The sequence below is a fragment of the Staphylococcus sp. HMSC14D10 genome, from assembly GCF_001808125.1.
Classification (GTDB): Bacteria; Bacillota; Bacilli; order Staphylococcales; family Staphylococcaceae; genus Staphylococcus; species Staphylococcus haemolyticus.
The window spans coordinates 1-15,831 of sequence record NZ_KV792237.1; the positions used below are offsets into that span (position 1 = coordinate 1).

A 15,831-nucleotide genomic window follows, 5' to 3' on the forward strand; every position below is an offset into this window, starting at 1 on the left:
CAATATCTCCAACTTCTTCAACATATGAATGTGGCAGTCTCCAAGAGGCAGGATGTAGACCTGTACTATAAGCTAAAACAGATAAATGCATGTGTTTCATTGTCATTAACTCCTTTGTTATAAGTCAAAACTGTCATTTTAATTTGCATATATCGTATATGGATTGTTGAAATTTTACAATATCTGCTAACTATTTTATATCTTAAAATAATTATATACAATATCATCTAATTGTTTAGCAATATGAATAAAATCTTGATTTAACTCCAATGTTTTGACACTAATCGTATTACCACTCATCAGAAACGTATTATCAGGTACAAGTTGTTCATCCGTTTTCGCATACAGTAACATCCCCGCAACATTTATCTGTTTCGATTTTAATTGAAATGTTTCATTTTTTACATACGCAAATATTTGATATAAATTTCCAGAATGAATCGTTCTTGTATGCTTATAACAAATAAACGAACGACAAATTCCAATGTAATAGTATAGAATTTGTCGTTCTTTCGTTTCAGTTAAGGAAAATAATGTTGTTTATTTAATATTTTTTAAGACTTATAACAAAAAGACGTTAATTAAAAACCGCAACATTAACCGATACGCAGAAGCGTATCGTAAGTGAGGCGGGTTTTATTTATGAAAGTAAAATAAAATTTGAATTCCATCTTAAATGTATTATATGTTCATTGTTGGGTAATATGTAGATGTTTAAGAAGTTGATTTATATAATGTTTATCAATTTATGATAAAGAGGGTTATCGTGATGAAGAGTTTGATAAAAAGGATAAAGGGACATGGATAGTTGAATCTATCATGACAATTGAACCAAAAGGTAAGTACAAGGAAACTAGAGGTATGTTTCTATATATTAATCGCAATACTAGAACAACTAAAGGTTATTATTACGTGAGGAAAACAACAGATGACAGTAAAGGTAGACTAAAAGATGATGAAAAGAGATATCCTGTAAAAATGGAACACAATCAAATTATTCCAACGAAGCCGATACCTAATGACAAACTAAAAAAAGAAATAGAAAACTTCAAATTTTTTGTACAATATGCCAACTTTAAAGATATTAATGATTATAAAAACGGGGATATTTCATACAATCCTAATATTCCTAGTTATTCTGCGAAATATCAACTGAATAATAATGACTATAACGTGAAACAATTAAGAAAAAGATATGATATTCCAACCAATCAAACCCCTAAGTTATTGTTAAAAGGGGATGGCGACTTAAAAGAATCATCCGTAGGTTCTAAAAATTTAGAATTTACTTTTGCAGAAAATAAAGAAGAGGATATATTTTTTACAGATGCAGTACAATTCACTCCTAGCGAGGATGATGAATCATGAGTCAAACAGATTATCAAATAACACCTGATAATATAAAAGGTAATTCTAAAGAAACCAGCTCAATATCCAAAATCAGTTATGAAATAGAAAATGCGAATAATAAAAGTTTGAAAAAATGGCAAAGGTTATTCGATGGATGGTTTTATGATTACACCTGGAAGTGACTGAAAATAATCAGTAGTCCTAAGATAATTTTTTATATGGAAATTCATAAAGCATCCTTCATCACAAAATGAAGGGTGCTTTGTTTATTTATAAGTGTTATATTTAGAAATGACTTACTGCTCATTATCTATAAAGATTTGTACATTGAAAATATTGATTGTTTTAACAATAGGAGGTCATGTTGTTATTATGAGTCAGTTTAAGGACACATTATATAAACTATTTGAGCCAATGATGAAAATAGAGTTCTATCAAACTCTTTTGGTTAATCTTTTAATTATACTTGCTTATATCTTGATGGGTATAATTGTAATTGCGATATCAAGAAAGTTAGTTACTAAATTTTTCAACGTTAATGAAAAGAAAAAGAACCGTCATAAAATTAAGAGAAGTGAAACACTATCCACATTGATTCAAAATTTAATAAGTTATGTCGTATGGTTTATTGTCCTTACGTCAATACTTTCACGTTTCGGTATTAGTGTATCAGCAATTTTAGCAGGAGCTGGAGTTGTTGGTGTTGCCGTTGGTTTCGGAGCACAAACAATTGTAAAAGACATTATTACTGGTTTCTTTATTATATTTGAAGGACAGTTTGATGTGAGTGATTATGTTCAAATTAATGCATCTGGGGTAACAATTGCTGAAGGTACAGTTAAAACGATTGGTTTAAGATCAACACGTATACAATCAGATACTGGAGAAATTTATACATTACCTAATGGTATGATTAGTGAAATAGTCAATTATTCTGCTACAGATGTTTCACCTATTGTGATGATACCGATTTCTCCAAATGAGAATTATAAAGTAATAGAAGAGAAATTATTAAGATTTTTACCTACATTAAAGAATAAATATGACATATTTGTATCCGCACCAGAATTACTTGGTTTAGATAGTGTTGATGGCAATGAAATGGTGATTAAACTTTTAGCACATGTTAAGCCCGGAATGCATTTTCCAGGACAACGTTTGCTTCGTAAAGAGGTCATACAATACTTTAGTGAAGAAGGCATTCATATTCCTAAACCAACACTTGTAAAACTTGATAAAGAATTGAATAAAAAAGAATAGTCTGCAGTTTCATTTTTAATGTGAAAATTCATAAAGCATCCCTCATCGCAAAGTGAAGGATGCTTTATTTTTATTATGATAAGTCATGAGTGATAGTGATTTGAAAAACATTGTTGAGTAAAGTTGTTATAAAGTCATCATGTATGAAATTTCATAGACAGTATCTTGTATTGATACATTGTATACACACTATTCATTCTGGCTTTAGTTATATTTAAACAAGAGGAATGAAGATGACAAAACTCTTTACTGTTAAAACAATATTTGCTTTTATAGTTTTGTATAGATGTGCATATAATTTTAACTTTGCAACAGAACCTACGATTAATATAAGACCACAGAAAAAAGGAACAACACTCGTTATGTATGCCAAAGATAAAGCGAATAATAAGAGTGCTTCTTTAAAGTTAAAAGTAAAATAAATCAAAAATGAAACAACGATGCATTGTGAACTTCACGAAATCATATTACGATTGTAGTAACAAAACTTTCAAAAGGGGCGTTATGTTTGGAAGAAATTAACTTGTTAGAAGATAAAAAATTAGCGAATAAACTAGCTATATATTCATATATTAGCTTTGTCGTTTTCGGTATCATTTTTTATATTATTATGAAGTTTTCGGATACACCTAAATTTTTTGATTCTTTGTTAGTTAACGCATTATTCGTGATTATTCTTATTGTACTTATGTTTGTTGTTCATGAGTGTATTCACGGGGTATTTTTCAAACTATTTTCACCTAAGAATAAAGTCTACTTTGGGGCAGCTAACGGTATGATTTATTGTGCGATACCAGGCGGGACGTTTACACCGCTCACATTTTTAATTAGTAGTATTGCACCATTTGTCATTATCACAATGCTATTTATAGTGACGTTATTTTTAGGGTGGTTTCCACGGGGGCTCTTTTTCTTCTTTGCCACATTTCATGCAGGATGTTGCGCTGGTGATTTCTATTGGGTTTGGAAAATGATTAAAGCTCCGAAAGACGCAACCATTGAAACAACGGATAAAGGCATTATCATTCACTAGCGCTTACTTTACTTTTGTTTAGTAAAAGCTTATATGACAATCCAACACGATCTCGTGTTGGATTTTTTTAGTGTTATAATACTAACTCGATATCATCTAAGTGTTTTCCAATAGCTACCAAATACAAAGGAACGTCTGATTTAAATTGAACGGGTGTTAATTCGATTTCTCCTTCAGCGTATTGAACTAAATGTATCAATTTACTATCTGTAAAACGAACAAATCCTTTCACACGATATACTTGTTGTGGGAGTCGGGTTAACCTTTCAATGAAATCTACTTTTGTTTGTGAGCGAGGCGTATCTATCAACTGATGATTGATGGCGTGATGGAGTGTACCTCTTTGTTTAACATCTAAATGTTTCACGTTTAACAATGTATTTAAAGATAATTCTCCCCATTGTCCTACTTGTATGTTTGCGTCTTCATTAATGACCTCTAGATGTCTTAATAAGCAAGCGACTTGATTAAAATCAGCAATATCAATTTTATTTACAAATAGCGTAGAGCAATGACTTAATTGTTCATAGAATAACGCTTGAATATCTCTAGGGTATGTTTCTATCTTCTCGTACAACTTTGCATCAATGATGCCGAGCATACTTCTAATAGTGGTAATTGGAGCTAGTACAGGGGTTAGACAGGCGTCAACAACGGCCAATGGTTCAGCGATACCACTACATTCTATAAACACAAGATCTGGTTGATGTTCTAAATATATTTCATGCAATTGTTGTGAAACGTTTGATTTCATAGCACAGCAAATGCAGCCTTCTACAATCTCACTGATAGGAATAATTGGATGAATGAGTTGACTATCGACACTCATTTTTCCAAATTCATTAATAATTAATGCAGTTTTTATATCATGATTCAATGCGTCTTTAATTAGGTGGTTCAATGTCGTTGTCTTACCGCTGCCTAAGAAACCTCCAACAATAATGATTTCCATAATAAACTCCTAACTTTGAATGAGATACCAACGTTACGATTTTACAGTGTTATTGAGGTAGGGAAATAAATCAATAATCAAATCGTAATTATTACTATTTAAAAAGTATACCTAAATCGATACATATTTTCAAAAAATGAATAATTAAGGGGGATTAAATGCATTTCTGATGTCTAACATTAATAATTTTAAAAATTAGCATTGACAATTAGACGGATTAATGTAAATAATAAAACGTAATGATTTTGATTTAGGAGATGTGTACATGTTTAAGAGAAGTATTATTTTATTATTTGTAGCTGTTTTAACATTATCACTTGCAGCATGTGGCAAAGGTGATAGTGATAAATCATCTGGTCATAAAGGTAAGTTAGAGGTTAAGACGACAGTTTACCCACTTAAATCATTTGCGCAACAAATCGGTGGTAAATATGTTGATGTTGAATCAGTTTATCCAAACGGAGTAGACCCACATACATATGACCCAAGTCAGAAACAAATGGTTGATATTGGCAAATCAGATTTATTCGTATACACAGGTGATAATTTAGATCCCGTAGCTAAGAAAATTGCAAAAGCAATTAATGATAAAGATAAAACATTATCTTTAGAATCAACATTAGATAAAAATAGTGACTTATTAAAAGGTGAAGAAGACGAACATGAGCATGAACATGGTGAAGAACATGAACACGGCGAAGAGCATGAGCATCATCATCATGGCAAGTATGATCCTCATATCTGGTTAGATCCTGTGATTAGTCAAAAATTTGCTAAAGAAATTAAAGATGAATTAGTTAAGAAAGATAGTAAACATAAAGATTACTATGAAGATAACTATAATAAATTAGTTAAAGACTTAAAAGGCATCGATAAAGATATGAAAGAAGCAGTTAAAGGTAATGAAGGTAAAACAGTTTATATTTCACATGACTCTATTGGTTATTTAGCTGATAGATATAACTTCAAACAAGAAGGTATTGAAAATATGAATGCTGAAGAACCTAGCCAAAAAGATTTAACGAATATTGTTAAACAAATTAAAGAAGATAAAGTGAAATATATCTTAGCTGAAGAAAATGTATCTAACAAAGTTGCCGACACAGTTAGAAGAGAGACTGACGCAAAAACAATTAAATTCTACAATATGGGCTCACATACGAAACAACAAGATGACGACAAAAATACGTACCAATCATTTATGAAAGAGAACGTTAAAGCGATTGAAAAAGCCCTTAAGAATGAATAATACGATATAAGATAAAAAATATTAATGCTTCATATCAAGGCCTCGTGATGATAGTCATGAGGTCTTTATTTATTAGAAGAAGAGGTAAGTCTTACCTCCCTATAGAAGGAAGATAGAATTAGGCAGGGATTAATGTTACGGTGATAATGAAATGTAGCATTAGAGGAGTTCATTAGAAATGTCTTTAGGTACGTTGGTTCATGTTATGTTTTATAAGCTATTCTTTATAATAGTCGGAATGGCAATTGTATTTGGCGTTTATCTGCAAAAGAGAAAACAAAAAATAGTAAGTCTAAATAATCATAAATATTTATTAAAATAGGCAGCTAGCAGATTAAATTCTACTAGCTGTCTTTTGTATATTTATGAACGTGTGAATAAATTGTTATAAATCAAAGTGATGACAATTCTATATTATATAATTTTAATATTTATTAAAAATCAAAAAACTATAAAAATGAATATTGCGGGGTACATTAATTAAGGTATATAATAAATTAAAGCTAAAATTTATTAATTTGAAACATGATGAAAGTAGGATGAGTATAGTGAACAAAGGGGTAGCATTAAAGAGATATTCACTTATATTAGTAGTCTTTCTGATAACGATGTGTTTATCTTATCTTTTTCAATTTAATGAAGCGCATGCTTCTACTAAAAGTGATCATTTAGGTGTACAACAAACATCTCAACAACAGGTCATTAGACAACAAAATAACTCAATACATGTATCTAAAGATAAAGTTGTAGCAACGCAGCCTAAGGTACAAACGCCGTCTAAGGTAACAAATCGCAATCAAGCTTTGTTACAAAAGACAATGGCACCTTCTAAACGAGAACATGTTACTTCAACACATGTGACACTAAAAAATACTAAAGTACAATCTAAAGTACAACCTTCATCGCAAAACTTTTCAAAACAAAAGCAAAGACAGAAGCAACCAACTAAGGTTAACAAAAAAGTTGTCTCAACAAATAAAAAACCACAAAAAGTATCAAAAGTAACGCGCGCACAATCTGCGAAGCCACAGTTATTAGCACAAACTACTAAAGTAAAAAGCGAATCAACACCGTCAAAAACATCAACACGTAAACCAACTACGAAAATGGCAGTTGTAACTAAGACTAAAACTGCGAAACCAAGTGCGCAAACAACAGTTAAAGCGTCTACAAAAGCATCATCAACTACGAAAAAGAACTATTACAATAAAGCACCTAAGCGTTGGCCATCTAATGTGCCTGGTGGAGATAATGTACGTGATTTCGGTCAAACGACGAAAGAATCAGGTATTGGTGACGCTTTAAAAATTATGAAGAAATCAGGAAACAAAGGTGTAACCATTGAACATGCTAAGGCGAAAGATGCCAATATCGCAACAGTTTATAATTGGAATCCAAAAGCAAAACAATTAACATATGGCACTGGTACAGTAATTGGAAAGCATACGATTCTAACTGCGAATCATGTTGTTAATGATCAAAACGCGCATAAGCCTTTAACACCGTCACAACCACAAAATATGCGTATCAACATATTACAAGAGGGATCTAAAATTGTGCGTACCCTTGAAGTCTTTAGTGTTCAAATGCTGCAATATGGTGATGTTTCTCTAGTGTATACGTATGAAGATATTTCAAAGTATATGAAGATAAGAAAGATTGCATCAGAAAGTTCGATTAAAGCTATGAAGGCAAACACACCTATTCACATGTACCACTATGGTAAGCCGACTGGTAAATATAAAAATGATCCTGCCGGCACAATGTATCATTCAAAAGGGAAATATACGATGCCTGCACGTAATGTGAACCCGATTGGTTATTATCAAATGATGGCAGAACCAGGTTCTTCTGGTGGGGCAGTCTTAAATAGTAAAAATGAAGTGATTGGTGTCCATGCTTTCCGATTAAACTCAGGAGATTATAAAAAATATAATTTAAATACGATGGCTGAAATCAGAGGTAAATTACGTAAAGAAATTATTGATAATATTGTTTAGTGATTCATTAATTTAATAAATTTAAAAAAGTGAGCGGGGTGACATAACTAGGGTAATGTCATTGTCTTGCTCACTTTTTGTGTAATTGAAACTATTTTTGTGTGTAAAACGCATCGAATACGTTGTTTAAATCCTTGTTTGCAACATCTAAGATTTCGTCTTCAGGTAAGACTGACGTACCTTGGGCACGAGCGATGTAAAACTCATCAAATCCCATGATTTCTTTAAACATTTCTTTTAAATAGTAATATGAGAATTCAAGTGGCGTATAACGGTCGTCATTTGTATAGACACCACCACTTGCTTGTGATAATAGTGTTTTATAATCATCTGTCATTAAGCCAACAGAACCATCTTCAGTATATTTAAATGTTTCTCTAGCAATCATAATGTTGTCGATGTAGTCTTTTAATCTCGATGTGATATTGAAATTGTGAAGTGGTGTTAGAATGACAATGCGATGGTTAGCTTTAAATTGATTTAATAAGAATGCCGACATATAAGCGATTTTTGTTTCATCATCTGATAAGGACTCGCCTAAACTTTGCTTATTCCAGACATTTAATAATTGATTACCTTCGATACGAGGTACATCAATATCATATAAATTCAATTATTCAATTTCCCCGTTTGGAAATGTAGTTTTATATTTATCTAGAAATAAATTTTTTACTTTGACAGTATACGTTGATTCATTATTAAAATCTGGGTGGGTATTAATAAGTAACGTCTTCATGATATAGCAACCCCTTTAAGTGTAGTAGGGTTATTATATATTTTTAGTATCCAAATAACTATAATTTCAATCTAAAATGGCTCAATATATTTGATAACGGGGTATCCATAGAATAAAGGGGAGATGTCGAATAGCAACAGACAAAAGTTTTCACGAAATATTTTTAAATAAAATTAATTCAAGCAAAATTAAAACGAGAAGTATGATGGGGGAGTATCTCGTATATTATGAAGGTGGTTTGTATGATAATAGATTGTTAGTTAAAGCCTCAAATTCTTCCCTCGAAAAGCTAGAAGGATATGAATTAGTATCGCCGTATCCGAATGCGAAAGAGATGATATTTATACCTAATATCAATGATATTGAAGACATCGAGACTTTGTTTTCAGACATAAAGAATGATTTACGATAATCATTTGCGAATAGGGGAAAAACTATCATAGTTGTCGTCGCAGTCGGTATTAAACAACGTGAACGTTATAGGGAAGGTAGACTACGGTCACTAACAGGTTAGTCTTACCCCTGAACCACAAATAAAGACACTAACTAAATAGACGTAGCATTAGACATCTTTAACCAACTAAGGTATGAATGTCCGTGCTACGTCTCGTTTTCTTTATATAAATTACTTTTCAGCCAAGTACTTAACTGCAACGTCTTTGTAGATATCGATGTATTTAAGATACATCTCCTTTTCTATATATTCATCCACTTGATGGGCCATAATCGTAATACCAGGACCAACAATAGCAAGATCTACATTATTAGGATTATCACCTAACAGACTTGAAGCATCGGTAGTACCAATGAATGCTGCGACAAAGACGTCTTCTTCATTCACGTAATGGGGTGCAACTTCAGTAATTACTTGAATTAAAGTGCTGTTTTTATCACTTGTGACAGGACGATGATCACTTACGACTTCAAACGACAATGCTTCAGGATTAACCTCATCAACTATCTGTTGGAATAGTGACTTAACAAAGTCATTATTATACTCAGGGACAGGTCTTACATTATATTCAATAGAGGCTTCCTCAGGTACAGAGTTGAATTGTTTGCCACCTTTAATAATAGAACCCATCAATGTAAATCCTGATGCGAAGTTTTCTTCTTCTTCGCTTAAAGTGCCCTTCATAAATTTATTTACCATTGGTGAAACATCTAGCTCATGTTGAAGGTCATGCTGTTTGATATTATCATATTTTGAATTTAATTGATTTATAAACTGGACTAACGTGTCTACTGCATTCTTCCCTAAAAATGGCATTGAACTATGGGCAGCAACCCCAGTGGCAGTCACTTTACACGCCATTGAACCTTTATGTGCATAGAATACCCCGTTGTCTGTAGGTTCTCCGATGATTAAGCCATCAATGTCATCTAAATAACCATCTTTAACAAATCGTTTGGCACCTTCTTGTTCTTTTTCTTCTCCAGTTGTCGCAAGTAAGCGTATTGTTCCTTTAGGTAAATCTCCAGACATTTTTAATTCAATAAGTGCGATAACCATTCCCATCAAGGCACCCTTCATATCCGTCGTTCCACGTCCATATAATTTGCCATCATGTTCTGTGAGTTTAAATGGCGGATAAGTCCATTTATCGTGACGCCCGGCATCAACTACGTCCATATGACCACTCATCGCTAATATTGGCGAACCGCTCCCGATTTCAGCTACTAAGTTCGCTCTTGTCTCGCTCACTTTTAATATTTTAGAAGGTATATCGTATTGTGCTAATAAGTTTTGTATATAATGACAGACTTCGATTTCGTTTTCATTTTCTGACTGAATTTCAATAATATCTGCTAGTAACTTAATTTTATCTTCCTCTTGAAAAGTACGCATATGTATCCCAACCTTAAATATGATATTAGTATTATCTATACATAAAGTGTAATTTATAAACATTATAAAGAATATTCATCCTAATTTATTTTATGAAATTGCATGCAAAATGATATAGTACTCAAAAATAGGTTACATTAGTAATTGTTAATGTAATATAATATCGAGGTTGTGAACAGATAATGAATGTTACATATTTATTTTTTAAAGATTTAAATTAATGTGATTGAATTATTGATACAATACTTTAAAATCAAGATTAAAATTTATAAAAAAGAGAAAGCTTTTTGAGGTATAAGAATTATGGGCGAGAGAGAAATGATAACACCCAGAACATTTATATTTAATGTATTAAACGGTGTAGCTATAGCAATTGTAGTAGGTATGATTCCAAACGCAATATTAGGAGAGTTAAGTAAATATTTGAGTCAGTATAACGATATATTTACGAAAGTAGCCTTTGTAACGCAAGGGATTCAATATTCAATTCCAATTTTGACAGGTGTATTAATTGCAGGACAATTTAAATTAACGCAATTACAAACCGCCGTTACAGGTGCAGCTGCCTTTGTAGGATCTGGCGCATCTACTTTCACAGATAATAAGTGGGTCATTGTTGGTATAGGAGATTTAATTAATACGATGATTACTGCATCGATTGCAGTCGGTATCATCTTATTGATTAGTCATAAATTAGGTAGTTTAAATATGATTGTGTTACCAATCGTTGGTGGTGCTGTGGCGGGAATACTTGGATTATTAATCTTGCCATACACTAAATTGATTACGTTAGGTTTGGGCGATGTTATCAATGGGTTAACCATTACGCAACCTATTATAATGACTGTATTGATTGCAATGATATTTTCTATATTAATTGTTTCACCTATATCATCAATGGGGATAGGTTTGGCAATCGGCATTTCAGGCTTGGCAGCTGGTTCGGCAGCAGTTGGTGTAGCAGCGAGTGCGATTATGCTTGCAGTAGGTAGCTGGCGTGTAAATAAACCAGGCGTTCCGATTACTGTATTACTCGGAGCAGTAAAATTAATGATGCCGACGTTGATACGTCATCCAATGATGATGCTTCCAATTGTATGTACGGCAGGTGTATCAGGATTTGTTGGCGGCTTGCTCAATATTAAAGGTACGCCAGATTCAGCAGGTTTCGGGCTCATTGGTCTTGTTGGACCGATTAAATCGTTAAATTTATTAGATATGGGTACAACGAGTGGCTTATTGATTATCGCTATTGCGTACATCATTGTTCCATTAATTTCTGCACTATTTTTCCATTATTTATTTGTAAAAGTATTAAAAATCTATGATCCAAATATCTTTAAATATCAGGTTTAAAATTATAAATGTCTAGTTGAAGTGTGTGAATGTAGCTTTGGCTAGATATTTTTGTTTTTTTAAAGTTATAAATTGTCAAAAAGGTAATTAATATAGTTAATTTAATATTCTGATGCACATTTGACTAACAATTAAGATAGATATATGATTATAAAAAATTAATACACGATTGAAGGACAAGAGCTATGTTGACGATTCACAGAGAGGGAATAAACACTGAGATACTCCTAATCTAAGAATATAGTTTACTACCTTTTCATAGATTACATGGAAACATGTAACGTTTCATGCGCGTTAATGAATGGCTAAAGTGTCATCTCTTAGTTGAGATGGAATGTTGGGTGGAACCACGGGTGTTACAAACTCGTCCCTCTTGTAGGGACGGTTTTTTTATTTATATGAATGTTTAAGGAGAGATGTATCATGTCTAATCAACAATGCGGCGAATGAATATGAAGTGACGTATAAATATAGCGACGATAAAATTTATGTTCCACATGAGGAATTTGAAAAGTTAAATAAAGATATCAATATTAATTTTAATGTGAATTATGGTGAGTCAGGACGCTCATTGGTGTATGCTTCATATTCAAGTTTCAATGATGTATTTAAAATGAAACGCCAAAATTTCAAAGTTGAATTTGTGCATAAAAAGAATGAAAATAAAACACAGCAAGTAACAAACCGTAAAAGTGAATATTTCACGAGAATAATGAATCCAATGATGACACTGAAAAAAATTAAAATATATAAAGATGTATCATTTAAAGAAGAAGTTGGTAGTCTAGAAGCGGGTACTAGAGTTGAAGCGTCAGATATTCAATATACAACAAAAGGCACACCTCGTCTGGTATTAGATGATGGTAGTATAATCACAGCGAATAAAGATTTTATTACCTTAATCAACACATCAGGATTAAACAAGTATATTACTGAGGTGCCTAAGAAAGTTAAAGTTATAAAAGTGTGTAAACTCTATGATTCACGTGATTTTAAAGACAATACAGTACGTAAACTTAAAAAAGGTGATGTATTACCTATCAGAGACATCATTTATACGACTAACTCAACACCACGCTTAGTAACACAAGAAGGTTTATTCCTAACAGCAAACAAAGATTTTATTAAAGTAATTAAATAATAATGAACCTAAGGGCAATAGCACTTAGGTAAGTAATTCTAAAATGGATTATGAAACTTAGTTGAGTGACGCCTGAGGGAACAGGATGAGTGTCGAGACCTCGGCTCGACCCAGCCTCCTAGGCAAGCATCTCAACTAAAGTGGAATGAAAATCCATTTTAGAATTGCTATAGAGACGGCACCCCAGGAACGCGAAGCAACTTAAGTGAGTGGATTATCTATCTAAGATCGCCTTTAGAGAACTACTTTAGAACTATTGAAACTAAAGAAGCCAGTAAATGAAGTTGTTAAAACTCATTTACTGGCAATTTTAATAGGAGGATGATTTCCATGGACTTACTACATGAATGACTACATTCTATTCCATGCTGCCATGGATTGTTTTAATATTATGCTTCATCATTTTATAATATGAATCTCCTTTCGATCCTTTTTCTCCAATTGAATCTGTAAATACTTCTCCGTAAATACTTTTACCTGTTTCCTCAGATAAGCTATTCATAGATTTTTTATCAACACTTGTTTCAACTAATAAATGTTTAATGTGATTATCTTTAACAAATTGGATTGCTTGTTTCATTTGTGATGGTGTACCTTGTTTTTCAGTATTAATCTCCCAAATATAACCTGGTTTAATATCAAAGGCTTTTGAGAAGTATTTGAAAGCACCCTCACTTGTAATCATGGCACGCTCTTGTTTCGGAATATCATTGAATTTATCTTTACTGTCTTTATTTAACTTTTCAAGTTGAGCAAGATAAGCATCACCTTGTTTATGATAATCAGCTTTATGTGATGAATTTGCTTTTACGAGTTGTTCTTGAATATTCTTAACGTATTGAATACCATTATCCAGACTTAACCACGCATGTGGATCAATCTTATCTTTATTACCAGTTTCTCCGTTTAAATAAATTGGTTTAACTCCTTTAGACACCGCGAAGACTGACTTGTCATTAGTAGATTTACCCGCCTGTTCTAAAGCTTTCTCAAACCAACCGTTACCAGATTCTAAATTGAAACCATTGTAGAAGATAACATCCGCATCAGTAAGTTGTTTAATATCTTTCGGTTTAACTTCATATTCATGCGGGTCTTGTCCGACAGGTACAATGCTATGAACGTCAACCTTGTCTCCACCAACCTGTTTGACCATGTCATAAATAATAGAATTAGTTGTTACGACCTTTAATTTGTCATGACCTTTAGAGTGTTGCTCACTTGAATTTGAACCACAAGCTGCGAGTACTAAGATTAATGCAATTAGTAATGGAATAAATTTTTTCATGTTGTTTGTACACCTCTATACTTTGTTTTTATTTTTGAAAAGAGAAGAGTCAAGATATAAATACTAAATGTTGCAATAACAATCGTTGCACCACTCGGTAGATTGTAAATAAAGCTAAAGTATAATCCTATGATAGAACTTACTATGCCTATTAAACTTGCTACGATCATCATTGAATATAGATTCTTTGTGATTAAAAAGGCAGTCGACGCCGGTGTAACAAGTAATGCAACGACTAAGATAATGCCGACAGTTTGAATACTCGCGACGGTTACTAAGGCGAGTAACAACATTACAAAATAATGAATCATTGTTGTATTCAATCCGCTCACACGACTGAATGTCGCATCAAAAGTTGAAATCATTAATGGACGATAAAGTATGACAATGAGTAGTATCACAATGACGCCAATAATGATGGTTGTCCAAAATGTTTGTCGGGTAATAGCGAGTAAATTTCCGAATAAAATATGATGCAAATCCGTCGTACTATTAATAAGACTAATAATGATGACACCCGTTGCGAGAAACGCAGTGAAACTAATACCAATAGCTGCATCAGGTTTTGTTTTACTATTATTTGAAATATAGCCAATTAATAAACTTGCGATCATGCCAGTGACTAATGCGCCGATGAACATTGGAATATTGAATAAGAATGACAACGCCACACCAGGTAAAACAGCATGACTCATCGCATCTCCCATCAACGACAATCCACGGAGGATAATCAAACTTCCTACAGTTCCACACACAATACCTACGACAATAGATGTAATTAAAGCGCGATTTAAGAATTGATAATCGAATAAATGTTGAATGAAATCAGTCATTAGATATGTCGCTCCCTTCTTTAAGAGTAGAAGTCACATTAAATAGAAATGTCCGGTTTAAATATTGTGACTGCATCGCTTTATGGCTATGACCGAAAAATCTAACTGTACGATTAAGTAAAAGAATTCGATCAAAATATTGTTCAGCTTTCGACAAATCATGATGCACAATGAGAATAAGTTTGCCCTGATTTTTTAAATGTTGAAGCTTTTCCATAATGAGTTTTTCACTATTAAAGTCGATGCCAACAAATGGTTCGTCCAATAGATAGATGGTACTATCAGACATTAAAGCTCTTGCCACAAGTACACGTTGCAGTTGCCCACCACTAAGCTCAGAAATTTGTTTATATTGTAATGATTCCAAGTCTAAGTCTCTTAATAATTTATGAAACTTCATTTTTGACGCGTGATCGACGCGTCTGAACCAGCCGATGGTTTGGTAACAACCAGACAAGATGACTTTTTCAACATTGATTGGAAAGTCCAAATCTAATTGTGCTTTTTGAGGAATATATGTAATATATTGCAATTGTTTATGTATGGATTTGCCATATAAATTCATCTCACCACTCGCGTTAAACGATCCAATTAAACTTTTTAATAAAGAGGATTTACCAGCACCGTTGGGCCCCATAATGCCAATAATTTCTCCAGAAATTGGAATCTTTAAAGTAATATCTTTAAGCACATGTTTATGATTTAAATGCAAATTCATGTTTCTAATGTCTATCAATCAATTACCTCCTAAATAAAAGTTTAGGTTAACCTAATTTATTTTATA

The 15,831-nt window shown here is 32.5% G+C and carries 15 protein-coding genes and 2 pseudogenes; 10 read left to right on the top strand and 7 right to left on the bottom strand.

The features are described from left to right. Positions 1-195: 195 nt before the first annotated feature. Positions 196-354 carry a hypothetical protein gene (locus tag HMPREF3134_RS12330; RefSeq protein ID WP_256262249.1) on the bottom strand — a complete coding sequence of 53 codons (159 nt, stop codon included), beginning with the start codon at positions 352-354 and terminating at the stop codon, positions 196-198. A gap of 393 nt (positions 355-747) precedes the next feature. Between HMPREF3134_RS12330 and HMPREF3134_RS01840 the strand changes: the two are divergent. The 5 genes and pseudogenes from HMPREF3134_RS01840 to HMPREF3134_RS01855 form a co-directional block, all read left to right on the top strand. Continuing rightward, positions 748-1,368 (top strand): annotated as a pseudogene (locus tag HMPREF3134_RS01840) (tandem-type lipoprotein); the annotation flags it as partial. Further along, positions 1,365-1,532: a hypothetical protein gene (locus HMPREF3134_RS12125; protein WP_154392796.1), complete on the top strand. Its 168-nt coding sequence runs from the start codon at positions 1,365-1,367 to the stop codon at positions 1,530-1,532. The pseudogene HMPREF3134_RS01840 and the gene HMPREF3134_RS12125, both read left to right, overlap by 4 nt. A gap of 190 nt (positions 1,533-1,722) precedes the next feature. After that, on the top strand, positions 1,723-2,610 hold the full coding sequence (locus HMPREF3134_RS01845) for a mechanosensitive ion channel family protein (protein WP_053036231.1): 888 nt from the start codon (positions 1,723-1,725) through the stop codon (positions 2,608-2,610). Positions 2,611-2,843: 233 nt separating this feature from the next. Continuing rightward, a complete protein-coding gene (locus HMPREF3134_RS01850; protein ID WP_053036230.1) occupies positions 2,844-3,032 on the top strand; it encodes a hypothetical protein in 189 nt (62 codons plus the stop codon). Between the two features lie 86 nt (positions 3,033-3,118). Continuing rightward, complete coding sequence (locus HMPREF3134_RS01855; protein WP_053036229.1) at positions 3,119-3,643, top strand: DUF3267 domain-containing protein; 525 nt, start codon at positions 3,119-3,121, stop codon at positions 3,641-3,643. 73 nt (positions 3,644-3,716) lie between these two features. On the opposite strand, the gene HMPREF3134_RS01860 is transcribed toward HMPREF3134_RS01855, so the two are convergent. Continuing rightward, entirely contained in the window at positions 3,717-4,595 is an 879-nt protein-coding gene (locus tag HMPREF3134_RS01860) for a CobW family GTP-binding protein (RefSeq protein WP_053036228.1), read from the bottom strand. Between the two features lie 265 nt (positions 4,596-4,860). Between HMPREF3134_RS01860 and HMPREF3134_RS01865 the strand changes: the two genes are divergently transcribed. Next, positions 4,861-5,844: a metal ABC transporter solute-binding protein, Zn/Mn family gene (locus HMPREF3134_RS01865; RefSeq protein ID WP_070440378.1), complete on the top strand. Its 984-nt coding sequence runs from the start codon at positions 4,861-4,863 to the stop codon at positions 5,842-5,844. A gap of 539 nt (positions 5,845-6,383) precedes the next feature. Continuing rightward, on the top strand, positions 6,384-7,844 hold the full coding sequence (locus HMPREF3134_RS01870; RefSeq protein ID WP_306432237.1) for a trypsin-like peptidase domain-containing protein: 1,461 nt from the start codon (positions 6,384-6,386) through the stop codon (positions 7,842-7,844). A gap of 91 nt (positions 7,845-7,935) precedes the next feature. On the opposite strand, the pseudogene HMPREF3134_RS01875 reads toward HMPREF3134_RS01870, so the two are convergent. Further along, positions 7,936-8,580 (bottom strand): annotated as a pseudogene (locus HMPREF3134_RS01875) (FMN-dependent NADH-azoreductase). A 130-nt stretch (positions 8,581-8,710) separates the two neighbouring features. Here HMPREF3134_RS01875 and HMPREF3134_RS01880 point away from each other — a divergent pair. Further along, positions 8,711-8,992, top strand: a complete 282-nt coding sequence (locus HMPREF3134_RS01880) for a transcriptional regulator (protein ID WP_053036226.1) — start codon at positions 8,711-8,713, stop codon at positions 8,990-8,992. Between the two features lie 213 nt (positions 8,993-9,205). Here HMPREF3134_RS01880 and HMPREF3134_RS01885 read toward each other — a convergent pair whose 3' ends face one another. Then, complete coding sequence (locus HMPREF3134_RS01885; RefSeq protein ID WP_070440379.1) at positions 9,206-10,429, bottom strand: ArgE/DapE family deacylase; 1,224 nt, start codon at positions 10,427-10,429, stop codon at positions 9,206-9,208. A 303-nt stretch (positions 10,430-10,732) separates the two neighbouring features. Between HMPREF3134_RS01885 and HMPREF3134_RS01890 the strand changes: the two genes are divergently transcribed. Further along, positions 10,733-11,785, top strand: a complete 1,053-nt coding sequence (locus HMPREF3134_RS01890) for a PTS sugar transporter subunit IIC (protein ID WP_053036224.1) — start codon at positions 10,733-10,735, stop codon at positions 11,783-11,785. 457 nt (positions 11,786-12,242) lie between these two features. Beyond that, entirely contained in the window at positions 12,243-12,926 is a 684-nt protein-coding gene (locus HMPREF3134_RS01895) for a DUF5776 domain-containing protein (protein WP_256262250.1), read from the top strand. A 358-nt stretch (positions 12,927-13,284) separates the two neighbouring features. Here the strand turns inward: HMPREF3134_RS01895 and mntC are convergent, their stop codons facing one another. The 3 genes from mntC to HMPREF3134_RS01910 are packed head-to-tail and all read right to left on the bottom strand — an operon-like array spanning position 13,285 to position 15,783. After that, a complete protein-coding gene (mntC, locus tag HMPREF3134_RS01900) occupies positions 13,285-14,214 on the bottom strand; it encodes a manganese ABC transporter substrate-binding lipoprotein MntC (RefSeq protein WP_053036223.1) in 930 nt (309 codons plus the stop codon). Continuing rightward, entirely contained in the window at positions 14,211-15,047 is an 837-nt protein-coding gene (locus tag HMPREF3134_RS01905) for a metal ABC transporter permease (RefSeq protein ID WP_053016969.1), read from the bottom strand. The genes mntC and HMPREF3134_RS01905 overlap by 4 nt, the downstream gene beginning before the upstream one ends. Then, positions 15,040-15,783 carry a metal ABC transporter ATP-binding protein gene (locus HMPREF3134_RS01910; RefSeq protein WP_070440381.1) on the bottom strand — a complete coding sequence of 248 codons (744 nt, stop codon included), beginning with the start codon at positions 15,781-15,783 and terminating at the stop codon, positions 15,040-15,042. The genes HMPREF3134_RS01905 and HMPREF3134_RS01910 overlap by 8 nt, the downstream gene beginning before the upstream one ends. Positions 15,784-15,831: the final 48 nt, after the last annotated feature.